Here is a 23,346-nt window from a genome sequence, read left to right as displayed (position 1 = left end):
TTAAGAAAAAGCCCTAATAAGCTATGGCTTTTTATCAAAAGCCGATCTTTCAACCGTCATCTTTTTCTTCTGTAGGTATTTGTCTGTTCAGGATTTCTACTCTCATCAATATCCTTAGACAAACTATTTTTCAGACCACTTTTGCTTTTGTGATAATCGTTCAGGTCTTTGTGGTCAGAGTAGGTCATTGAAAAATCCTCCGCTTCCGGAAATTCTTCTAACAATTTCGAAGTAGCTTTTTGTCCTGCTGTGTCATTATCTAATAGCAAACTTGGTGTTAGTTTGTTTTGTCTTATCCATTCCACAGCTTTATTGAGATTGGAAAGGGAATTCAGGATAACACAATCTACTTTAAACTCTTTTTTATTTTTTAAGGTAAGATGGGAGAGGAAATCAAACATTCCTTCGTAGACCATGCATATTTTACTTTGCCGATTTGAATCTGCACCTTTAATTACCGAAATATCCTGAGAAGTACAGCCTTTGAAAAATTCGGAACGAAGATGATAGCCATTGCTATTACTAAGCCATCCCACTGCTTTATATTTCCTGTCATCTACGGAATAATGAATCTCTTGTAGATATTTCCGAGTAGTATCAACATTGATTTTACGCTCCTGTAAATAGTGCAACAATTTTGAATTCTGAAGAGATCGTATTATTTCAATGTTGATACTGGATTGTCTTGTGGTCATTTGATTTCCTATTTTCTCTCTCTTGTCATTAAAAATAGAATCTGTTTTTAGATTCAAGTCTTTCAGGAAAGTGAGTGCATCAGAAACAGTTCTTGCTTTTTGCATGGCAATAACAAGGTCTATGATGGTTCCACCTTGGGCAGAGCCATGGTCGTACCATAGATTGAGTTTGTTATCAACTTTCATCGATGCCGTTTTTTCTGTTCTCAAGGGAGAGAGGTAAAAATGGTTGTCCCGAACAGTTCTTTGAGGCTGATATCCTAAAGCATTCAGGAAATCGATAATCCTTATATTTTTTGCTGTCTTTGTATTCATTTATTTTGGATTTATGGGGTATTCTTTTCTTTCAACAGCAAAATTGCTGTTGAAAGAAAAGAAAAAATCAGTATTGCGTTATGGGGGTTCGATGAATGGTTTAGTCTGGTTTACTAATATATATTAGTAAACCAGACTAAACCAATAGACCATTGAATAATTTTGGACTCAGTAGTAAAAGTTGGGGTTGAATTTATAAGACCTCCCTTCTTTGAATATCATCGTTTTGTTTTGACAAAAGACCTTCAATTTTTTAGCCTTATTGGTTCCGAAATCATATCCGAAATGAGAATAGGATTCTATGAGCTTTGAGATCAATTCTCCGTAGGAAAGTAATTTTTGGTCTTTGAAAACGAGCGATAGTGCTTCCCGATGTATCTGTTCCGAAATCTCGTGATAATCGAATCCTTTACTTTGACCTGTTTGTATATGATAGTCATCCACCGATTCAGGCAGACCGTCATTGTCAATCCTGAAGGCAAAAGGCTCAAACTCAACATCACGAATGCTCATCGGTTTTACAATAGAGATATTCGGGTCTTTTTCATCCCTTACCACTTGTAGTATGCTCTCGGCTTTATTCAGCAGTTCCGTTCCCAAATGTCCTCTCGCATTATCATCCGTTTTATTGACGTGTAAAACAGTGTGAATATGCAACTGATAGACTTCTGTCCAAATCATCAGTTTGGAAATAATCTCGGTAGATTCATTCGGGGAATTGATATCAAACACCAGATCCCTGATTCCATCGATAATGACCAACCCCAATGAAGCTGTACTTTTGATCGCTTCTTCGATAATCTGAATACGGGTTGGTGGATTGAATCTTCTCAGACAGACAAATTCAAGATTCTCGGGCTGAATCTCCTTGCTCATTCCCGAAAGTTCAATTATCCTTGACAATACCTTCTGACTGTGATACGGACTTTGTTCAGTGTCGAAGTAAATGATTTTCCTCTTATCATCCGGCATTGCTGCATTGTAATTGAGCATCAGACGACAGACCAGAGCAGCTGCGGTCATCGCCGTAACACTAAAGGTCTTTCTGCTTTTGGCTTTTCCAACGGTAGCGGAAAAATTACCAAGTGTTCCTACAACAGATTCATCAATACGGATGACCACAGGCGGATATTCAAATTTATCGGTAATCAAAAGCCTTGACGAATGCCAGAGACTCCTTATATCTTTATTGTTATCCATCATCATTTCCTTCCTCCTGTTTTACGTCCGGCTAGTTCTAATGCCAACTCTGCATCCACGATGATTTTACGACCTATCTGTGTGACGGCCTTATCTATCTTTCCATTTTGCTTTATACGGTTGGCTGTGGGAATACTGCACCCGAATAGGCGTGCGATTCCGGCGATTCCGTAAACGTGTTTTCTTGTAGAATTATTGAGAGGAACTGGTTGAGCATCTTTATGCCCGTCGGTCTTCTGAAGATAGAGAAATTCTTCGCCTGTCATTTGCCAGAGAGGTTTCTGCTTAAGTTCGTTTAGGTTCATATTTTTTTACAATGTTATTGTTAAACAAGCCTTGTACTTCGGCGTTATTGTTCGAACACATTGCAAATCTATGACGGGAAAAAGGTGGTAAGGAGGTGGATTCCTTAAATTTATATCATTGATAATCAATGAGTATTAAAATATTTTAAGTGGTAAAAGTGGTCGCTTATGGAATATCAAGAAATATTATTGAATATTGACCCAATAACATCTTTAAATTCTTTATTTTTCCTATTGCCTTCTTCAGAACTTACGGATACGGTTTTATATTTAGAATTGTAGATTTCCCATTTAATTCCTAATTGATCGAGTAAGACTGTTCTCCATTCTTTATTTTCATCAGATTGAATACAATCATAAAGTTTTGAAATTAAATGATACGTTCGCTCTTTTTCACGATTCCTAATTATCAGTTTAGCAATTGTTGGTTGCAAATTGAGAATATTATAAAAATCTATAACATTCAAATTCTCAAATTGTACCCCATTACATTCTTTATGTATTGATGATATTAATTGCATACCAAAATATTCTTTCTGTTTTGGTTCTGAATTTGAACTTATTTCATCGAAAAAATAATTATTTAAGACCAAAAGAAAAGAACTTTCCAATTCGCAAATCTTTCCAAAAACATTATCGGCAAACTTTAGGGATTCTTGACGCAATTTTTCTTTTTCCCGATAAAGTTCATCAAGTTTTTCTTGTTCGATTTTATATAAATTGGAAAATTTGTTTACTTTTTTTTCAAGTTCTCCAACTCTCTCTTCATCACCTTTCCAACTTGCTGATTCCAAAGAATTTTTTGTATCTCTTAATTCTATATACTGATTATTGGTATGTTTTTCTTGAACTTTTATTTTGGATTCAATGGAATTGGTTCTATCCCAGCAAATTTCAAATGTATCTATACTATCTAAAGAATTTCTATTGTTGTTATACTTTTCGATATTCTTTTTTATCACTTTTCGCAATATCGAAAAAAACTGTAGCTGCTTTTCCTTGTCTTTGGAAGTGATGAAATCTAGAACTGCCTTTTCAAAATTTTCAAGACTTCTGAATTGTTTAAAAAAAGTAACAATTTGCTGTTGTTCATCAAAATGCAATACTTTGTCTTCCAGTACATTTTGATATATTTCGTTTATTTTTGTGTATTTAGGCAATATATCCATAATTTGATATAGAGAACCTTGAGTTTTATTTTCTTCCATTTGTCAAATTATAATTGATTGAATTTGTCCATTGCACTGGCCTTGATTTCGTCGGCAATATCAATATAAGGTTTCATCGCCTTATAATCACTATGTCCCGTCCATTTCATTACCACCTGCGCAGGAATTCCTAATGAAAGAGCATTACAGATAAATGTCCTCCTTCCTGCGTGAGTTCCCAAAAGAGCATGCTTTGGAGTCACTTCATCGATTCGCTTGTTTCCTTTATAGTAGACCTCTCTCACAGGCTCTTCAATTTCTGCCAATTCTGCCAGCTCTTTTAGATAATCGTTCATCTTCTGATTGGTGATGACAGGAAGAACCTTATCATATTCAAAATGAACTTCTTTATATTTGTCCAGTATTGCCTTGCTGTGGTTGTTCAGCTCGATAATTAAGCTATCCGCAGTTTTGACAGTGGTAATTTCGATGTGGTTCTCTTTTACGTCACTACGCCTCAAATTGAATACATCGGAATACCTAAGCCCCGTAAAACATTGGAATAAAAAAACATCACGAACTCTCTCCATGTATTTTTTTGTTTCGGGAATTTTGTACTCCCTCAATTTTGTAAGCTCTGCCCAGGTCAAAAATATAACCTTCTTTTGAGTGGTCTTCAATTTTGGTTTAAATAATTCAAAGGCAAAATTAGACGTGTATCCTTTCTTTTTGCTCCAGCGAAGAAACCATTTTAGAAATCCTATCTGCTTACCGATTGTACTATTTCGAAAACCTTTCTTATCACGGAGATAGTGTACATATTGTGTCAACTTACCTTCATCTAAAGCTTCAAATGAAAGATTTTTGTCAAAGGCTGCTAAATGTTTTTTAGTTGCAGCTAATTTCTCATAAGTAGCCTCTGTCCAATTGTTGTGTATTCCACATTCCCGTACGAATTCGTCAAATTTATCCATTAACGAAAGTATCTGGGATTCTAAATCAAGACTATTAGGTAAATCCTTATTCTGTCGATTATTGAATGCTGCTTTAAGTTGTTCGGGATTAGGAATGATGTCATTTACTTCAAATTCTTTGAAGATATCCTGAATATCCGAATAGTATTTTAAAAGGTCTGAATTGATTTCGGCTGCGCTTTGCTTAATTTTGTTTGTACAACCATTTTTAACACGTTGCTTACTTTCATCCCATTTGGAAACATCGATACGGTGACCTGTTGTAAACTCTATCCTTTTATTATGGTAAATAACACGCATACGGATGGGGACATTCTCAACCACAGAGACACCGTCTTTTTTTCTTTTTTCAAGTGCAAAAACTATATTTCGTTTGATATTCATGAGTGTAAAACTTATAAATCGACACCCAAATTTACACCCAATTAATGATATACACAAAGATTATCTGTGATAGTTTATCATAACAACAAAATACATTAATAGCTAATTATCAATACTTTGACACTTTATGATTATCTAAAAGAGTTCAGGAGAAAGAGCCTCCAACTCCACTAAAAATAAAAAAACAGAAACATTTAAAATGCTTCTGTTTTTTATTTATTTCAATAATTTAAATTTAAGTCTTTAAACCTATCTTTTTTAACGCTGTTTTTGAAAGAAATACAGCATCAAAATTAAGAAGAGATTCTATAGTAATGTAATGCTGAAATTTGCCTTCAACCTTATTGAAGGACAATTCAATATCTTTATTGTAAGTCGCTACAATTCTCACAACAGAAAAACCATTGTACGCAACTTCAAAGCCATCAAACAAACACTTGCTTTCGGCTTTATTGTAATATTTATATTCATCAAGCATCGAAGGAGAATCATTTTCATCCAACTCATTATTATGAGAGAGCGATTTCCAATCTGAATAATTTTTGGGTTCCTTCAAAATATTACCAAGCTGATCTGTTGGCACAAACATTTCCAGCGACAAAAGCATCTTAAGAAAATTAGCATAATTATTCATGACCTTAAGGGTATGAAGATCTGCATATCCTTCATGCGAATAGTATTCAATTACAAAATCCGTCATCGGAACCAGCATATGAGAAGCAGTTGACATTGGTATTAATTTTAAAACGCAAATATAAAATATAGAATCAATGCTTTTTAGTAGTAAAGCTATTTTAAAATCAATCAAAATAACCAGAATGAATAAATTGATTATACATAAATATACAAGAAGGGAGGTTAAAGATATTTTTAAAACTCAATAAAAAACAAAGGAACTATAAAACACTGATTACGAAAACACTACCGCAAAATATAATAAATTATCATCAGTCTACCGACAAAAAAGGTTAAAAAAATGTTTTATCGTAAAGAATTTTATATATTTGCACCATCTAACAATAAAAAAAATAATTTACTATGTCAGACATTGCATCAAGAGTAAAAGCTATCATCGCTGATAAGCTTGACGTTGAAGAAACAGAAGTAACTCCTGAGGCTAGCTTCACAAATGATTTAGGAGCAGACTCACTAGATACAGTTGAGTTAATCATGGAATTTGAAAAAGAATTTAACATTCAAATCCCTGATGACCAAGCTGAAAAAATTACTACTGTAGGGCACGCTATCGCTTATATAGAAGAAGTAGTAAATAAATAATATTCTTCAACAAAGAAAATTTACAAAGTTTATGGAATTAAAAAGAGTAGTTGTAACTGGTTTTGGCGCAATAACACCCGTCGGTAATAATGCGAATGAATACTGGGAAAGTCTTGTAAAAGGCAAGAGCGGTGCCGCTCCTATTACTCTTTTTGATGCCACAAACTTTAAAACCAAGTTCGCTTGCGAGGTGAAAAACTTCAATCCATTAGACCATTTCGATAAGAAAGAAGCTAAAAAAATGGATAGAAACACTCAGCTTGGGCTGGTTGCTGCAAGAGAAGCAGTAAGCCATTCAAGAATCATGGAAGACAATGTTGATAAAAACAGAGTCGGAGTGATTTGGGGATCAGGAATTGGTGGTTTAGAAACTTTCGAAACCGAAGTTTTGGGTTGGGCAAATACAGACATCCCAAGATTTAACCCTTTCTTTATTCCAAAAATGATTGCGGACATTACACCGGGACATATTTCTATTGAATATGGTTTCCACGGTCCCAATTATACTACAGTTTCTGCTTGTGCATCATCTGCAAACGCATTAATTGATTCTAAAATGCTTATTCAGCTTGGCAAAGCAGACGTTATCGTTTGCGGAGGCTCTGAAGCTGCCGTTACGGCAAGTGGTGTTGGAGGATTTAATGCAATGATGGCACTATCTACAAGAAATGACGATCCTACTACAGCATCAAGACCGTTCGACAAAGACAGAGATGGTTTTGTTTTGGGCGAAGGTGCAGGTTCTATTATTCTTGAAGAGTACGAACACGCTGTGAAGCGTGGTGCAACAATTTATGCAGAATTATTAGGTGGCGGTATGAGTGCAGATGCACATCACATGACGGCACCGCATCCTGAAGGTTTAGGAGCTTATTTAGTAATGAAAAATTGCTTAGAAGACGCAGGTTTAACTGCTGATGAAGTAGATCACATCAATATGCATGGTACATCTACTCCATTAGGAGATATTGCAGAATCAAACGCAATTTCAAGATTATTGGGTGAGCATGCTTACGACATTCAGATTAATTCTACAAAATCAATGACGGGTCACCTTTTGGGTGCAGCCGGAGTTATTGAAGCAATTGCTGCTTTAGGAACTATTATTCATGGTATTGTACCTCCTACAATCAACCATTTTACTGATGATGAGAACATCGACAGCAGATTAAATTTCACATTTAATGACGCTGTAAAAAAAGATGTAAAAGTAGCCATGAGTAATACTTTTGGATTTGGTGGGCACAATGCTTGTGTTCTGTTTAAAAAAATCTAATTATTACTGAATGGAGTTACAGAAATACTTTTCTAAATTCCTTATCAAAAAAAGAAAAAGACAACTTACGGAAAGAGACTATTTCCTGAGCACAGAACTAAATAAAATTTTAGGGATTGAGATTCAGAATGTCAACTTTTATCGTGAGGCTTTTTCAATTAAAACTTCTTCTAAAAATCAGGAAAGCAATTACGAAAGGCTTGAGTTTTTAGGAGATTCTGTTTTGGGCACAATTGTTTCGTGTCATTTGTTTCAAACTTATCCTAAAGCTAATGAAGGATACATGACGCAGATGAAATCTAAAATTGTAAACAGAAAGAATCTTAACAAATTAGGAGAAGATTTAAAGCTTACCGATCTTTTACAAAAAAACAATCATGCTGTTGCTTTAGGAGATAACATTTCAGGAAATCTCTTTGAAGCATTAATTGGTGCTGTTTATTTAGACTTCCAATACGAAATTTGCAAAAAAATCGTTCTGGATAGACTGCTTACGCCAACAGAAATCAATAAGCTTGAAAATAAAATTGTAAGCTACAAAGGTCTTTTGCTGGAATGGAGCCAGAAAAAGAAACTCAATATAAAGTACGAAACCTGTGAAGAAATTCAGGTAAACAAATCGATCGTCTTCCGATGCCATGTTTGGCTGGGAAATGAAAACATTTCGAATGCCACAGAAACTTCAAAGAAAAAAGCCGAAGAAAAAGCTGCACAAAGAGCATTTTATATTTTAAATAAAAAAGAAAATATACTTGGAAATCCAAAAACTTTATGATCTTGATGATATAGAATTTGAAGATATTACCATCGCTTTGGTAAGATTAGTCAAACACATACCAGATCACGAGTTTTTTTTCAAAATCAATCAAAACAACGATTTAAAGTTTTCAAGAATAAAAGACCTTGTCTATCACGGGTCTCATTATGATTTTCATTTCCCAAGGTTTGAAGCTTATCACAAGTATACAAGAACCTGTTTTACCTTCATCTCCAACAAATCTTCAGAAAGTAAACAAAAAAAATTACAAACTGAACTCTTCGCAGAAGAAGAAAACATTAAATTTTTATTAAATAATCATCCAGAAGTAGAATATATTCTGCACAGTTCGGAACAGTTTCCTGATTTTTCCGTAATTTTGCTGGCTGAAAATCTTGTGTTTCCTATTCAAGATTACAATCTGAGTTCTGAAGAAGAGCTCTATCAAATAATACAGTATTATGAATAAGTATTTAAAGAAGACAAAAATTATTGCAACACTAGGACCTGCTTCATCTTCGAAGGAGGTAATGTTAGGATTGATGAGAGCGGGTGTTGACGTTTTTAGAATAAACTTTTCTCATGCCGACTATGATTTAGTTCGTTCCAATATAAATATCATCAGAGACCTTAATAAAGAATACGGTTATTCCGTAAGTATTTTAGGGGATTTACAGGGTCCAAAACTTAGAGTAGGTGTTGTAAAAGAAGGTTCATACCTTAATCCTGGAGACATTCTTACGTTTACAAACGAAAAAATTGAAGGAGATTCTACGAAAGTTTATATGACTTATCAACAGTTTCCTCAGGATGTAAATGTAGGTGAAAGAATCCTTATTGATGACGGAAAACTAATGTTGGAGGTTATTGAAACCAACAAAATAGACACCGTAAAAGCAAAAACAATTCAAGGGGGACCATTGAGTTCTAAAAAAGGAGTAAACCTTCCGAATACCAACGTTTCTCTTCCTGCTTTGACAGAAAAAGATATTCAGGATGCCAATTTCATGATGGATATGGAGGTTGACTGGATCGCTTTATCATTCGTTCGTCACGCTCAAGATATTATCGACTTAAAAGAGTTAATCAAAAATCATCCAAACGGAAAATTCAAAACGCCGATCATTGCTAAAATTGAAAAGCCAGAAGGTGTTAAGAACATCGATGAAATTCTATTGGAATGTGATGGTTTAATGGTTGCTCGTGGAGATCTTGGTGTAGAAGTTCCTATGGAAGAAGTTCCTGCCATTCAGAAAAACTTGGTTGAAAGAGCTAGATTCTTCTCAAAACCGGTAATCATTGCCACTCAAATGATGGAAACAATGATTAACAGCTTAACGCCTACAAGAGCTGAAGTAAATGACGTTGCCAACTCTGTATTAGACGGAGCCGATGCGGTAATGCTTTCAGGAGAAACTTCTGTGGGTAGATATCCTATTCAGGTTGTTGAAAATATGGCGAAAATTGTGAAGAATATAGAAATGACTTCTTTTTATCAGAACAAAAATGAGCCACTGGAAAAAGATTACAACTGTATCGACGAGCGTTTTATTACAAACAGAATTTGTCTTGCAGCGGTAAGAATCGCAAAAAGTACCAACGTTGCTGCAATCGTAACTTTAACAAGTTCTGGTTATACAGCGTTCCAATTATCGGCGCACAGACCAAACTCTCACATCATTGTTTATAGTGGAAATAAGAGAGTAATTACGATGCTTAATCTACTTTGGGGAGTTCGTGCTTATTATTACGATATGAACAAACCAACGGATGAGACCATTATTCAGGTGAATATGTTGACGCACAATCACGGATATATTGAAACCGGTGATTTCGTAATCAACATCAATGCAACGCCGTCTTACGAAGGTGGAAAAACAAATACATTGAGATTAACAACGATTTAATTATTGTTTTTGATATAAGTAAAAACCTCCCGAAATTTTCGGGAGGTTTTTTATTTTGACTTTTACATTTCCTTCTGAAAGATTATATACGTCAATGGTAAAATTATTAGTCAATTATCTTTTTTCAATAAAAATACTTATCTCGAATTGTGTTTTTACAGGAAACCGATGATTTATTGCAGAACGCCATTGATTTAATTCTTTAGACTTAAATATTTGCTCAATTTGCCTTTTGCTGTCTTCATCTGTATATTTTAAAAATACTATACTTTTAATACTATCTTTTTTACCAATAGTAACAAGTATTTTATTTTCTCCCTTTTTTGACTCTGAATTTACTTGAAACTGCTCGAAGATGGTCTTTCTGAATGCTGTTATACCATTTTTAAAATGTGCATCTTGCCTTGGATTATCATCAATACAGTTTCCGCCATTCTTTTGACATTTTTCGAGAAACTTTTTTTTATCAAGTTCTAACTTTTCAATTATAATCACTTCTTCATTTGTAGGTGGAAGTATCTTTATATTTTCAAGTGTAGAAATATAATGTACAAGTGTTTTTTTTCTAACACTACAGTTTGTTAATAAGCTAAGTATTACAATAAATAAGAATATTTTTTTCATCTTTTATTTGCCCTCCCAATTTGTACTATTATATCCATTAACTCCTATAAATTTTATTTTCTCAATTTTCATATGCGAAAAAAGTTGAACAAAATTAAAATTCCTTTCACCTTGACTTTGTAAAACCATATCTTTCATACGGGTATTTAAAGGGTATGTTTGTGCTTTACAATGAATAAAATTCATTAAGATAGCAGATGCAATTAATATTCTAATATTTTTCATTATTGCTTGGTAAATATCAAATCCTCCGTTACTGGTAGATAAACTTTTGTATCAGGATTTCCGGGGCATTCCTCATCTTTATTTACAAATATCCTTCCTTCAGGTCGATAGATCCATTTTATCTGGTTGGGATTAATTTTAGAAAGATAAACAGTTCCATATCCTACACCACAATTGGTTCCAGGATAATATAAAGCAACTATATTTTCCTGCGGAAAAGTCCTTATACTATAAAATTTATTATTAAGATTATTTTGGGTATCCTGAAGAACAGTACCTGATGAATTTTTTACAGTATATCGTACTACTATAGCATCCATGTAATAAGTTTTGGTAGTTCTTTCCTTTAATATATGTTCGACTTTTGTTATATACAAAGTTGTTTCATTTCCCTGATAAATAGCTTTATATATGCCTATATATGAGTTTAACTCATTATTTAAATCTTTAATATATGAGTATGAAGGTATATTTTCATAATCCGTATTTAAAGGATATGTTTGTGCTCTGCAATGAATAAAATTCATTAAAACAACAGAAATAGCAATAATTCTAATATTTTTCATAATTATTTTGATTTATGGGCATGGTACAGGGGTCGTAGTACCATCAGGGTTTAAATTTATATTACTTATACTTCCACTCTTTTCTATTTTTTGCAGGACAACTTGGTCAGGAGTAATATTCATCTTTGCAAGAATGCCGAAAAGTAATTGTTCCAACCCCTGGGAATTAAGATCTGCAATTGGACTGGGACCATTTCTTAATGATGGATTCCCTAATAATTTCATTTTTAGTGCAGTATAGTCATCCTCTAATTTATCTTTTTGCTCCTTACTAAGGTAAGCAATAGCTCCGGTTTGAGAAAAATCACCATTGAAGCGTAAAAGATAGTTGTGATAGAAAAAATTATTCGGCGGACAATTGCAGCTTTCATTCACTACCATTCCTACAAAGGCTTCTTTTGCTATTACTGCATCCAGTTGTTTTACAACAGTTTTATACATTGTTACAATATCTTCTACCGAAAACATTTTTGTACCAGCAGGTGTATGATTATGATATATCCCCTTATAACCTGAGTAAGGAGTTATGTTCACCTCATGATCACCACCATCAATCATCTCCGAAGCAGTATTATCTTTCATATAAAGAAAAGCTTTTTCACCAATGGTTTTAGATTTTTTTTCTAAAGAATCTATCTTTGATTTCACAGCAGGATCTTCCAGTAAAGCTTTTGTTTTTTTGCAAGGATTATTAGCAGGTAAAGGTAAATTCGGTTGCGTAGGAATTCCGCTTCCACATCCACCACCTATACTAGGGTTCAGAGAAGGGTTCAATGGTTCTGTAGGAACTTCCGGTGCAGTGCAGGGTTCAGAAGGTTGTTCTGGTGGACAATCAGGACATGGTCCACCGCCGCCGCCGTTAGAGCCCGATCCCGGAATAGGACCGCCAATATCACCATCATCTACATCAAGACAAACTAATGCTACCATTGAATAGCTTTTAGCACGATTGTCTCCTGTTAGAGTACATCCTCCTTGACCCGGCATATGATCTCCCGATGCACAAGATATATTTATAGTTACCGTTTCATAAGAGCAAGATTGATATTTTCCAAAAATGTTAGAAGCGTTTCCTGTAGATAGCTCAATGATTTCCGTTTTATCTTTCGTATCTACAAATTCGTTATTCAAGATTTTTATTTTCTCGCTCTCTGTCAGATTATAACGTACTAAAAATTCTTTATAAGTGCCATCGGGAAGCGGAGTCAATAGAAGATTCTCTACAGGCGCATCTGCAGATGCATTACTTCTTATAATTCTAAAAGTGTAGGTATGGTAATTAGGTCCATTTTCTATATAGATAATATCTTCAGTATCTATAAAAACTCCGTTTCCATAATCAATTACCCTTCCGTTGACATTGGTTTTAGAGATTGCCTTAAAACTTGTCTCAGCTTTATCAAGCTCGGCAATGAGCTTTTCTTTGTGCTTGCTTTCATTCAAAGAAATCCTTTTCGAGGTAAGCTGGAATTTTGAGATGTTGTTATACTTTGTTTCATTTTCGGGAAGATGATCTGTTCTACAGGCGTAGATTGTAAGAAAGACCAAAAGAATCAGGCAAAGCCTGAGTAATAGATTTTTTTTCATACTGATTTGGTTTTTATTGAGTTAAATATAAAAATAATTTTGCAATTACAATAATGTAATTACTATTTTTCAAAAGTAATTATTGTAAAGCAGAGTTTTAATAAGTTTACTTATAAAATCAATAAGTGATCTTATAATCGTAAAAAGATTAGTATTTTTGAAAAAAATATTACAATGAGCTTAGGGGTAAAACTTAGAAATCTTAGACACAGCAAGAATTTGTCACAGGCGGAAATCGCCGACAGGTTGAGGGTTTCCCAACCTGCCTATCATCTTTGGGAAACAGATCAGGCAAAGCCAACTACAGATAACCTGCTTAGAATTTCTGAGATTTATAATATAGATCTTTATAATTTATTAGATACAAAAGATCAGAATATTGTTAATCACAATCCTGTATTTAATGACAATAGCTCCGTTCAACAACAGTATTATCCTACCATCAACAATATGGCTCCTCCCGAGTTGCTGGAAAGCCTTGTAAAAAACCAGGAGCAGATCACCCTGCAGCAGCAGCAAATCACACAGCTTATAGAATCGCAGAACAGACTTATAGAAAGTCTTTTAAAGAAATAATGTTTATTCCTTTTTTACAATACAATAATTACCTTTTAAAATTAGACGTGTAAATTAGTAAAGTTACACGTCTAACTTAATCAAATGAGACGTCTTATTTTTTTAAGTTAGACGTCTTATTTTTCAGAGCCATTATTTTCATTTGTAGATGTTTATCTACAAGCGTTATTTCGTTTGTTTTTTTAATGTACCTTAGTATTACAAATGAGCAAATGTTTAACACTAAAAAATGAAAAAAAATGCCTATCACATTCAACGCTATTCAAAAAAGAAATCCCCAAGATCCTGATGCGACACAAAAATTCTATGCAGATATCGTAGGCAACGGTGAGACCACTCTTTCAGATCTTGCCAAATACGCTTCTACAGTTTCTACCGTATCCAAAGCCGACATTCTCGCTGTATTAGAAAGTACATTTTCTAAAATTGCCGATGATGTAGCCGACGGAAAGATTGTTTACGTAGGAGAATATTTTACCTTACAGGCAGGAGGTTCCAGCGAAGGCAAAGACACTGCTGAAGAAGTAAATGCATCAAGCATCAAAAGTGTAAAAACAATCTTCCGACCGGGAAAGATGATTAAAGATGCGCTGAAGCTTGCTACCTTTCAAAAGAAAGAATAAAACGAAAAACCTCTGAAAGTTTCAGAGGTTTTTTTATAATTATGAGAAAATTTAAGTTACTTTCCCAATATTGTCTTCGCCGTCACAAACTCTTTTAAAGCCAATAAAGAAAGCTCAGTTCCATATCCTGAAGATTTGGTTCCGCCGAATGGAAAACGGGGATCAGAACTTGTCATTCTGTTGATATTTACCGTTCCGGATTCTAAATTATCAATAAAAAACTGTTGGCGATCTTCATTTTTAGTCCAGACTGCGTTTGATAAACCAAACGGAATATTATTGGCAATTTCTAACACTTCTTGATCATTATGAGCAATCATCACCATTCCTAAAGGACCGAATAATTCTTCCTGCAAAACAGGATTTCCCTCTTCTACTCTTATTAATCCCGGAATAAATTCGTTTTCAGAAATTCTTTCAAGAGGAATAATAACTTCTGCACCATGATCTAAAGCTTTCTGGTATTGCTTTTCAAGATCATCTGCCAAATCCGGTCTTGCCATTCCGGCCAATTTTGTTTCTTTTAATTTAGGATCAGCAGGAACAAATTTTTTGTATTCTTCAATAAACTTCGGAAGAAAATCAAATTCTACGTCTCTCTGAATAATAAATCTTTTTGCAGCAACACAGGTTTGTCCGCAGTTTTGTAGTCTGGCCAAAGCTCCCACTTTTGCAGCTTCATCCAAATCAGAATCCTCCAAAACAATGAAAGCATCACTTCCGCCTAATTCCAGAAGAGATTTTTTAATATTTTTTCCGGCTGTTGCAGCTACTTCAGCTCCGGCTTTTTCACTTCCGGTAAGACTTACTCCTTTAATCGTTTTATGTTCTAAAATTTCTTTTACTTCACCATGCCCTACTTCAAGATTTTGGAAAATTCCTTCAGGAAAACCGGCTTCAATAAAAACTTTTTCAATAGCATTTCCGCTTCCGAAACAGATGGATGCATGTTTTAAAACGACTGTATTTCCTGCCAAAATTGCAGGTGTTGCAAATCTTAAAACCTGCCAAAACGGAAAATTCCATGGCATTACTCCTAAAATTACTCCTTTCGGAACATAATGAATTTCTGAAATTTTATATTCAGATTCTATTTTTTCCGGGCTTAAAATATTTTCAGCATCCGCATAATAATTCATCATTAAAGCAGATTTCTCAACCTCAGAAATGGCTTGAGAAATAGGCTTATTCATCTCGTCAGTAATTAATTCACCAAAAACCTCAGCTTTATTTTTAAAAATTTCAGCAGCTTTTGCAATAAGTTTCTGCTTTTCTTCAAACGGAACTTTTTTCCATTCCTGAAAAGCCTGGTCAGCTTTTAACAGCTTGTTTTCTATTAAATTTTCCATGTTAAAAATTCCATTTTTAAAGATTCAAGAATCGCGAATCTTCTGCTTTTGGATTAAGCATTTTTAAGGCAACAAATATTGTTCCTTATATCGTATTTAATTAATGATAAATTCTATGAATTGTATTTATTACAGCTAAAAGAATTTCAAATTTAATTCAATAAAACTAAATTGATAATGACTAAAAATATTCTCTCGCAAATTACGGAGATTGAGCAGATTTGTTTGATTTATAAAATCTGCTTAATTTGCTCAATCAGCGAGACCACAGATTCTAAATCATAAACCATTCATTGGCCAGACTCGCAGCCAATCTTCCGGTATGATCCTGAATATCAAGAGCAGGATTTACTTCTGCAATATCCAAAGCAATTAATTTTTCATTTCTAAGAATATGTCTGTACAAATGCATAAATGCAGCATCTGCAAAAATTCCGTTGTAAGCCGAAGCAGAAACTCCCGGTGCAATGGAAGCATTAAAAACATCCATACAAATCGTCATGTAAAGAAAGTCTACCGAATCTGCCAATTCATTAACTCTTTCATAGATCGAAGGAAGGTTTTCGAAAAACAATTCATCCGCCAGAATATATTTCATTCCAAACTGATGAGCTGTGTCGAAAAGCTTTAACGTATTAGAATTTCTCTGAATTCCGATATGTAAAGAATTGATCTCACCTTCCTGAGCGATTTGCCAAAAACCGGTTCCAGAACTTGCTCCTACTCCATTTTCTGGTTGTCTGTTATCAAAATGAGCATCAAAATTAATAATCCCGATTTTCTGCTCCTGAAAAGCGGTTTTCACACCGCGGTAATGACCAAAAGTAACTTCATGACCTCCGCCAAGAACCAACGATTTCCCTCCTTTTAATAAAACTTTAGATACATTTTTCGCCAGTTCATTTTGCGTATTTTCAAGATTTTCATCCTCACAGGTAATATTTCCAAAATCAAGAAGTGAAAAATCAGGACGAATCACAGGAAAATTAGACATATTTTTTCGAATAACATCAGGAGCGTCTTTTGCGCCCTGTCTTCCTTTATTTCTGCGAACGCCTTCGTCAACGGCAAATCCGTGCAAAACGAAATCGTTAGTTGAAATCAAATCGTAATTACTCTCTGCTTTTACTCTCTGAAATATTCTGTGATAAAGTAGTTCTTCACCGTCTAATCTTCCTTGCCAAATCATGATTTTAATTTAATTTTGATTTACATTATAGCGTTCAAAACTCTGCCAATATTTGTCTTTATAAATTTCAAGTGTCATTTTATATTCAGGGTGATCATCCATTACTTTCTTCAAAACTTTTGAAGGTTTCCTGAAATCTTTACTTGCAAAATAACTTTCTTTCATGTTATCTGCATTTTCTCTTCCGATGTATAGATGACCATCTTCTATTTTCAATTCTTCAATAATCTGTTCCTCGATATCGCTTAATTTTTCGTAATCTTCTTTTTGGGGAAGTCCATTATTATTTTCTCCATTATACTGAACTTTCAAAATAGAAATCCATGGATACGAAGCTTTTGAATCGTAGTTTAACAAAGAAGTATTGATCGTCGCAATAAGAGGAGAACCGTTTTGCAGAGTCGCTTCAAAAACAGAAAATTTATCTTCTTCGCTAAAGCTTTTCACATTTTTATACTTTTCTGTAAACTCTCTTTCGCGCCACGATAAAAAATCTTTCAGTTTCGTAACCGGCACCAAATCTTTTTGAGCATTATCTTTTCCAACGACATTAAAAGTATCGATTTGAGTGGCAAAATTAAGTTCGCCTAAAAAGTTATCCAGAAAAACACAGACTCCGGTTATAAAAGCATCTTTATTTTCTTCGTTTAAACCTTCGTAAACAAATGTGATGTCGATTTCGTCGGGATAACCTTCGACTTCATTCTCATAAAAGAAAATATTTTCACCAGAAAATTTTCTGCCATCCATTTCAATTCCGCTTGTGAGATTCATTTCCGGTTTTAGAGCGGTAAATTTCCAATGATCAAGTTTGGGAGCCATCTCAATAATTTCTTCAGCAAAAGCTATATTTTTAATATCACCTTCTACCGTTAGAATCAATTCTGCAGTAGAATCATCGCTCATTCCCGCAAGAAAATAATATCCTCCGTTTAACTCTTTAAGTTTTGGAGCAATAATATCAAAAAAGTTATTTTCTATATTATCGTGGTTTTTTACGACATCAAAAAAATATTTTTCTTTAGTAAGAAACCAATCCCAAAAATTTTTATAATTTTTAATTTCGGCAGCTTCTTTCTCTTCTTTTTTACTGAAAAATTTATCGAAAATTCCCATATTATTTTACTTTAATCCCATCGATATAAACATTCTCTACCTTCAAGCTTCCTTGATTATAAAGAACATTTTGGAAATTGTTGGTTTTATAGGTTACAAAATCTGCTTTTAAACCTTCCTTTAAACTTCCTCTGTCTTCTAAACCTAAAGCAAAAGCTGAACGGAAAGTCATTCCTGCTAAAACTTCTGCGGTTGTTAACTTTTCAAATGTTGCTAAAATAGAAGCTTGCGTAATTAAATTCCCCATCGGTGCAGAACCAGGATTCCAGTCACTTGCAATCGCAACTATTGCTCCTGCATCCAATAACTTTCTTGCTGGAGTAAACTTTTCACCCAATCCTAAACTAGCTCCCGGTAAAGCGGTTGCCACGGTTTCAGACTTTGCCAAAAAGCCGATATCTTCATCGATTGTAGCTTCTAAATGATCTGCAGATTTCGCGCCAACTTCTACGGCAATTCGAGAGCTTCCCGGTGTAAACTGATCTGCATGAACCGTAATTTCGAAACCTAAGTCTTTAGTTTTAAGTAGGAAATCTTTACTTTCTTCCGGTTGGAATGCTGATTTCTCAATAAAAATATCAACACGTTTTGCAAGGTTTTCTTCTTTTACTTTTGGTAAAATTTCGGTTAAAATATAATTTAAATATTCTTCGTTAGTTCCTTCAAAATCTCGTGGCTTTAAATGTGCTGAAAGACAGGTCGGAACTAAAGTTGCCTGAGTCTTTTCCTGTGCTTTTTTAATCATTCTAAGCATTTTCAGCTCGTTTTCAACATCCAAACCGTAACCGCTTTTTACTTCAATGGTTGTAATTCCAAGAGAAATTAAAAAATCAATTCTTTCTAATAAAGTTTTCAGCAATTCTTCTTCTGAAGCGTTTCTTGTATGTTGTACCGAACTCCAGATTCCACCGCCACTTTCGGCAATTTCAAGATAGGTTTTCCCTGCATTTCGCATCGCAAAATCATTAGCACGGTTTCCACCAAAACAAATATGAGTGTGAGAATCTACAAACGCAGGAAGTACGATTTGTTCGCCTTCAATTGTTTCGATTTCTATATTTTGATTTTCAGATTTTAAAGTTTCAAAATTTCCGATTGCATGAATTTTATTTTCATTAACTAAAATTCCGCCATCGACGATAATTTCAATTTGTTCATCAGAAAGTTTTCCTCTTAACGGAAGATTCGCAAGTGTTACAACTTGTTTGAAAGGGCCTATAAGTTTCATTTATTTGGTTTAAAAGCTAAACTTTTCTTTTAATATATTTTGCTTAGATTACTACGGAATGACAAAAAGAAGGTGTAATTTGTCATTCCGCATGAATCTAAACGATATTATAAGCTAAGCAATTTTTATATTTAAAATTTTCTCTCTCAAAATTACTTAAAATATATCAATCTTGTAAATGATAAAAGGTCGAGCGTACAATCTTAACCTAAACCTTAATCTCTGCCTGAAATTAATCTAAATCTTAACCTAATTTTCCTATCTTTACGGTAAATGAAACTGAATTAATGCCCGATTTTTTACATCCAGATAAAGACAATTATTCGCACGAAGAGCTCATTCAGGAAGAGCAGATTCGTCCGCAGAGTTTTAAGGATTTCGCAGGACAGCGAAAAACCTTAGAAAATCTTGAAGTTTTCGTTACCGCTGCCAAAAGACGTGGCGGTGCGCTCGATCATGTTTTGCTTCACGGTCCTCCCGGATTGGGAAAAACAACTTTGGCAAATATTATTGCGAATGAGCTTGGTGTAGGCTGTAAAATCACATCCGGTCCTGTTTTGGATAAACCGGGAAGTCTCGCTGGTTTGCTAACCAATCTGGAAGAAAACGATGTGCTTTTCATTGATGAAATTCATCGTCTTTCGCCTGTTGTGGAAGAATATCTGTATTCTGCAATGGAAGATTACAAAATCGATATTATGCTGGAAACCGGTCCGAATGCAAGGAGTGTTCAGATCGGACTAAATCCTTTTACATTGGTGGGAGCAACAACCAGAAGCGGAATGTTGACCAAACCGATGTTGGCAAGATTTGGTATTCAAAGCAGATTGGAATATTACACCATTGAACTTTTGTCTATGATTATCATCCGAAGTGCGAGAGTTTTGGGGGTGAAAATTTATGAAGATGCAGCCATTGAAATTGCAAGAAGAAGCCGTGGAACTCCGAGAATTGCCAATGCACTTTTGAGAAGAGTCCGTGATTTTGCAGAAATTAAAGGAGATGGGGAAATTGAAATTGAAATTACCAAATATGCTTTAAATTCTTTAAATGTAGATGAATTTGGATTGGATGAGATGGATAATAAAATCATGCGTGTAATGATTGAAAATTTCAAAGGAAAACCTGTAGGAATTTCAGCTTTGGCAACATCTATTGCAGAAAATCCAGAAACATTGGAGGAAGTTTATGAACCATTTTTGATCCAGGAAGGATTTATCATCAGAACTCCGAGAGGAAGAGAGGTTACCGAGAAGGCTTATAAACATTTGAATATTGCGATACCGAGAAATCCCGGAGAACTTTTTTAGTTTAGGGTTTTGAGTTTAATGTTCAAAGTTTTTAACCGCAAAAGTCACAAAGATTTCAACATTTTAGTTCTTTAAGTTTAATTAAACTGAATATAAAAACATTTAAGTTTTTAAAAATCTTTGATTTTCATTTTTGTGAACTTGTTAATTTTAAACTTAAAAAAAGTTTATGCTGTAAAATAAAAAACAATATGTTTATTCCTAAATTATATAAAAGTGAAGATTATGATTTGATGAAAGAAATCATCAGAGAAAATTCTTTTGCTTTATTAATTTCCTCGGTGGATAAAATTCGTGCGACTCATTCTATGATGATGCTGAATGAAGATGATCCGGAAAATATTTATATTGAAACTCACATTTCAAGGGCAAATCCGCAAGCGAAAACCCTGACGAACGGAGATGAAGTTCTTTGTGATTTTTTGGGAGCTCACACCTATATTTCGAGCAGTTGGTACGACCACATCAATGTTTCGACATGGAATTATGAAGCGGTACAAATTTATGGAAAAATTGAGTTGATGAATCATGATGAATTGTATCAACACTTGGACAAATTAACTTCGAAATACGAAAAATCTCAGCAATGTCCGATGATGGTGAAAGATATGGGAAAAGAGTTTGTAGAAAAGGAAATGAAAGGTGCTTTTGGTTTAAAAATCATTCCGACAAAGATTTTCATTAAACAAAAATTATCTCAAAACAGAAAAGAAGATGATTTTGAAAATATTATTTTAAATCTTGAAAAAGATGATGAAAACGGAAGGCAAATTGCTGAAAAAATGAAACTATTGAAAAAATAAGGTTATTTTTTACCACAAAAGATGCAAAAGATATTAGTTTTGAAAAATCAGTCATTCAAAAGTTCATAAAAGCTAAATTTTATTTTAAAATACTTTTAGTTTTTTGTATTTTAAACATTAAGAAATTAAAATTTAAAGAATTCGATGCAACTTATGAAAATCAATTTATTGATTCTTAAATGAACAGTAAAAAGATTCTTAAACCCTTAATGTTTAAATAAGAAATAAACTTTGTTTATTTAAAATAAGAAAATTAATTTATAGTTTTAAACCATGTATCAACTTTTATGGTAAAGAATTATAATTAAGATAACAATACATTAAAAAAATAAATATTATATGAAATTATATCCTATCCAATGCGGAAAATTTAAACTGGACGGAGGTGCCATGTTTGGGGTCGTCCCAAAGAGTTTGTGGGAAAAAACAAATCCTGCAGACGAAAGAAATTTAATAGAACTAGGAACCCGCTCTCTTCTTGTGGAAGACGGAAAAAAATTAATTTTAATTGACTGCGGTCTCGGAAATAAGCAGGATGACAAATTTTTCGGTCACTATTCGCTTTGGGGTGACGATAATTTAGATAATAATTTAAAAAAATACGGTTTTGTAAAAGAGGATATCACTGATGTTTTCCTGACTCACCTTCATTTTGATCATTGCGGTGGTGCTATTGAATGGAACGATGATAAATCTGGTTACAGACCGGCTTTTAAAAACGCACAATTCTGGACCAATGAAAATCACTGGCAATGGGCAACAGAGCCAAATGCGAGAGAAAAAGCAAGTTTTTTAAAAGAAAATATTCTTCCTATTCAAGAAAGCGGACAACTGAACTTTTTACCACTTCCCGCAACCGGAAATTATGGCTTTGCACCAGACTTAAAAATGGATGTCATCTTTGTTGACGGTCACACAGAAAAGCAAATGCTACCCGTGATTCAGTATCAGGAAAAAACGATTGTCTTTGCAGCCGATTTAATTCCTACAGCAGGACATATTCCTCAGGTTTATGTGATGGGCTATGATACAAGACCATTATTGACGATAGAAGAAAAAGCAAAGTTTCTAAAACAATGTGTAGACAATGATTATCTATTGTTTTTTGAGCATGATGCACACAACGAATTGGCAAGTTTAAAAATGACTGAAAAGGGAGTTCGTCTTGATGAGACTTTCAGTTTTAATGATGTTTTTGGATATTAATATTGATTATGGAAGAATTATTGAATTCAGAAAGACAAAAAAGTGAGCCTGATTCGAAACCTGCGCCCAAAATCATTGGTTTAACAGGAGGAATTGGTTCTGGAAAAACAACGGTTGCAAAATTTATTGAAGACTTCGGATTTCCCGTGTATTATTCGGATGGCCGAGCGAAAGATATTGTGAATGATAACGATGATTTAAAGGTTAAAATCAAAGAACTTTTAGGCAATGAATCTTATGATGAAAATGGTCTTTATAATAGGAAATTTGTAGCCGAAAAGGTTTTTAATAATAAAGATTTACTGCAAAGTTTAAATGAAATCATCCATCCTGCTGTTCGCTTAGATTTTGAGGATTGGGTAAAGAAGCAGACCAAGTATTTAATATTTAAAGAAACTGCTTTGCTGTTTGAATTAAAACTTCATAAACAATGTTATCGATCTGTTTTGGTAACTGCAGAAGATAATATCAGAATAAAAAGAGTGATGGATCGGGATGGAAAAACCTACCGTGAAGTACAATCTGTAATGGAAAAGCAAATGCCTGAAAAGGAAAAAATAAAACTAGCAGATTGCATTATCTATAACAACACCAATCTTGATGATCTGAAAGAGCAAACCGAAAAGATTATTTTTGATATTGAATAAATAAAATCCCGCTGGAATTTCTTCAGCAGGATTTTTTGTTTTAAGCTTTCAAAACTTT

General features: G+C 33.9%; 25 protein-coding genes. 11 read left to right on the top strand and 14 right to left on the bottom strand.

The window, feature by feature from the left end; translation table 11 throughout:
- Positions 1 to 56 precede the first annotated feature (56 nt).
- The 6 genes from FDY99_RS13100 to FDY99_RS13075 form a co-directional block, all read right to left on the bottom strand.
- Complete coding sequence (locus FDY99_RS13100; RefSeq protein ID WP_139422080.1) at positions 57 to 1,010, bottom strand: toprim domain-containing protein; 954 nt, start codon at positions 1,008 to 1,010, stop codon at positions 57 to 59.
- Positions 1,011 to 1,178: 168 nt separating this feature from the next.
- Entirely contained in the window at positions 1,179 to 2,216 is a 1,038-nt protein-coding gene (locus FDY99_RS13095; protein ID WP_228448792.1) for an AAA family ATPase, read from the bottom strand.
- The gene (locus tag FDY99_RS13090) at positions 2,213 to 2,515 is read right to left on the bottom strand and encodes a DUF3853 family protein (RefSeq protein WP_139422078.1); all 303 of its coding nucleotides are present in this window, start codon (positions 2,513 to 2,515) and stop codon (positions 2,213 to 2,215) included. The genes FDY99_RS13095 and FDY99_RS13090 overlap by 4 nt, the downstream gene beginning before the upstream one ends.
- 176 nt (positions 2,516 to 2,691) lie before the next feature.
- Positions 2,692 to 3,723: a hypothetical protein gene (locus FDY99_RS13085; protein WP_139422075.1), complete on the bottom strand. Its 1,032-nt coding sequence runs from the start codon at positions 3,721 to 3,723 to the stop codon at positions 2,692 to 2,694.
- An 8-nt stretch (positions 3,724 to 3,731) separates the two neighbouring features.
- On the bottom strand, positions 3,732 to 5,021 hold the full coding sequence (locus FDY99_RS13080) for a site-specific integrase (RefSeq protein WP_139422074.1): 1,290 nt from the start codon (positions 5,019 to 5,021) through the stop codon (positions 3,732 to 3,734).
- A 235-nt stretch (positions 5,022 to 5,256) separates the two neighbouring features.
- Positions 5,257 to 5,751, bottom strand: coding sequence for a hypothetical protein (locus FDY99_RS13075; RefSeq protein WP_139422072.1), 495 nt, complete (start codon positions 5,749 to 5,751; stop codon positions 5,257 to 5,259).
- A 308-nt stretch (positions 5,752 to 6,059) separates the two neighbouring features.
- Here FDY99_RS13075 and FDY99_RS13070 point away from each other — a divergent pair, with 308 nt between their 5' ends.
- From FDY99_RS13070 to pyk, 5 genes are read left to right on the top strand one after another with little or no spacing between them, the layout of a single operon-like run.
- Positions 6,060 to 6,299: an acyl carrier protein gene (locus tag FDY99_RS13070; RefSeq protein WP_002976354.1), complete on the top strand. Its 240-nt coding sequence runs from the start codon at positions 6,060 to 6,062 to the stop codon at positions 6,297 to 6,299.
- 31 nt (positions 6,300 to 6,330) lie between these two features.
- Positions 6,331 to 7,575 carry a beta-ketoacyl-ACP synthase II gene (gene fabF, locus FDY99_RS13065; protein ID WP_074232019.1) on the top strand — a complete coding sequence of 415 codons (1,245 nt, stop codon included), beginning with the start codon at positions 6,331 to 6,333 and terminating at the stop codon, positions 7,573 to 7,575.
- A gap of 10 nt (positions 7,576 to 7,585) precedes the next feature.
- A complete protein-coding gene (gene rnc / locus FDY99_RS13060; RefSeq protein ID WP_074232020.1) occupies positions 7,586 to 8,350 on the top strand; it encodes a ribonuclease III in 765 nt (254 codons plus the stop codon).
- Positions 8,328 to 8,801, top strand: coding sequence for an IPExxxVDY family protein (locus tag FDY99_RS13055; protein ID WP_139422070.1), 474 nt, complete (start codon positions 8,328 to 8,330; stop codon positions 8,799 to 8,801). Before rnc ends, FDY99_RS13055 begins: the two co-directional genes overlap by 23 nt.
- Positions 8,794 to 10,239, top strand: a complete 1,446-nt coding sequence (pyk, locus tag FDY99_RS13050; protein WP_102981574.1) for a pyruvate kinase — start codon at positions 8,794 to 8,796, stop codon at positions 10,237 to 10,239. The genes FDY99_RS13055 and pyk overlap by 8 nt, the downstream gene beginning before the upstream one ends.
- 114 nt (positions 10,240 to 10,353) lie before the next feature.
- On the opposite strand, the gene FDY99_RS13045 is transcribed toward pyk, so the two are convergent.
- The 4 genes from FDY99_RS13045 to FDY99_RS13035 are packed head-to-tail and all read right to left on the bottom strand — an operon-like array spanning position 10,354 to position 13,241.
- The gene (locus tag FDY99_RS13045) at positions 10,354 to 10,863 is read right to left on the bottom strand and encodes a hypothetical protein (protein ID WP_139422068.1); all 510 of its coding nucleotides are present in this window, start codon (positions 10,861 to 10,863) and stop codon (positions 10,354 to 10,356) included.
- 3 nt (positions 10,864 to 10,866) lie between these two features.
- On the bottom strand, positions 10,867 to 11,088 hold the full coding sequence (locus FDY99_RS23000) for a hypothetical protein (RefSeq protein WP_162304169.1): 222 nt from the start codon (positions 11,086 to 11,088) through the stop codon (positions 10,867 to 10,869).
- Positions 11,088 to 11,654 (bottom strand): DUF6705 family protein, encoded by a 567-nt coding sequence (locus FDY99_RS13040; RefSeq protein WP_139422067.1) that lies wholly within the window; start codon positions 11,652 to 11,654, stop codon positions 11,088 to 11,090. The genes FDY99_RS23000 and FDY99_RS13040 overlap by 1 nt, the downstream gene beginning before the upstream one ends.
- A 12-nt stretch (positions 11,655 to 11,666) precedes the next feature.
- Positions 11,667 to 13,241, bottom strand: a complete 1,575-nt coding sequence (locus FDY99_RS13035; protein WP_139422065.1) for a hypothetical protein — start codon at positions 13,239 to 13,241, stop codon at positions 11,667 to 11,669.
- A 174-nt stretch (positions 13,242 to 13,415) separates the two neighbouring features.
- Between FDY99_RS13035 and FDY99_RS13030 the strand changes: the two genes are divergently transcribed.
- Positions 13,416 to 13,817: a helix-turn-helix domain-containing protein gene (locus FDY99_RS13030; RefSeq protein ID WP_139422063.1), complete on the top strand. Its 402-nt coding sequence runs from the start codon at positions 13,416 to 13,418 to the stop codon at positions 13,815 to 13,817.
- A gap of 239 nt (positions 13,818 to 14,056) precedes the next feature.
- Positions 14,057 to 14,440: an HU family DNA-binding protein gene (locus tag FDY99_RS13025; RefSeq protein WP_139422061.1), complete on the top strand. Its 384-nt coding sequence runs from the start codon at positions 14,057 to 14,059 to the stop codon at positions 14,438 to 14,440.
- Positions 14,441 to 14,496: 56 nt separating this feature from the next.
- On the opposite strand, the gene FDY99_RS13020 is transcribed toward FDY99_RS13025, so the two are convergent.
- The 4 genes from FDY99_RS13020 to hutI all read right to left on the bottom strand — a co-directional run bounded on the left by FDY99_RS13020 (position 14,497) and on the right by hutI (position 19,322).
- A complete protein-coding gene (locus tag FDY99_RS13020; protein WP_139422059.1) occupies positions 14,497 to 15,789 on the bottom strand; it encodes an aldehyde dehydrogenase family protein in 1,293 nt (430 codons plus the stop codon).
- Between the two features lie 274 nt (positions 15,790 to 16,063).
- Positions 16,064 to 16,978, bottom strand: a complete 915-nt coding sequence (hutG, locus tag FDY99_RS13015) for a formimidoylglutamase (RefSeq protein WP_139422057.1) — start codon at positions 16,976 to 16,978, stop codon at positions 16,064 to 16,066.
- A 9-nt stretch (positions 16,979 to 16,987) separates the two neighbouring features.
- Complete coding sequence (locus FDY99_RS13010; protein WP_139422055.1) at positions 16,988 to 18,094, bottom strand: DUF695 domain-containing protein; 1,107 nt, start codon at positions 18,092 to 18,094, stop codon at positions 16,988 to 16,990.
- 1 nt (position 18,095) lies between these two features.
- Positions 18,096 to 19,322 carry an imidazolonepropionase gene (gene hutI / locus FDY99_RS13005; RefSeq protein WP_139422053.1) on the bottom strand — a complete coding sequence of 409 codons (1,227 nt, stop codon included), beginning with the start codon at positions 19,320 to 19,322 and terminating at the stop codon, positions 18,096 to 18,098.
- Positions 19,323 to 19,609: 287 nt separating this feature from the next.
- Between hutI and ruvB the strand changes: the two genes are divergently transcribed.
- From ruvB to coaE, 4 genes are all read left to right on the top strand, one after another.
- On the top strand, positions 19,610 to 20,632 hold the full coding sequence (gene ruvB / locus FDY99_RS13000; protein ID WP_074232027.1) for a Holliday junction branch migration DNA helicase RuvB: 1,023 nt from the start codon (positions 19,610 to 19,612) through the stop codon (positions 20,630 to 20,632).
- A gap of 191 nt (positions 20,633 to 20,823) precedes the next feature.
- Positions 20,824 to 21,435 carry an FMN-binding negative transcriptional regulator gene (locus FDY99_RS12995; RefSeq protein ID WP_139422051.1) on the top strand — a complete coding sequence of 204 codons (612 nt, stop codon included), beginning with the start codon at positions 20,824 to 20,826 and terminating at the stop codon, positions 21,433 to 21,435.
- Between the two features lie 339 nt (positions 21,436 to 21,774).
- Positions 21,775 to 22,641, top strand: coding sequence for an MBL fold metallo-hydrolase (locus tag FDY99_RS12990; RefSeq protein ID WP_074232030.1), 867 nt, complete (start codon positions 21,775 to 21,777; stop codon positions 22,639 to 22,641).
- An 8-nt stretch (positions 22,642 to 22,649) separates the two neighbouring features.
- Positions 22,650 to 23,288, top strand: coding sequence for a dephospho-CoA kinase (gene coaE, locus FDY99_RS12985; protein ID WP_139422048.1), 639 nt, complete (start codon positions 22,650 to 22,652; stop codon positions 23,286 to 23,288).
- Positions 23,289 to 23,346: the final 58 nt, after the last annotated feature.

It is taken from the genome of Chryseobacterium mulctrae (genome assembly GCF_006175945.1).
GTDB lineage: Bacteria > Bacteroidota > Bacteroidia > Flavobacteriales > Weeksellaceae > Chryseobacterium > Chryseobacterium mulctrae.
The sequence above is the reverse complement of the archived record's forward strand: the minus strand, read 5'-3'. Positions and strand labels throughout refer to the sequence as shown.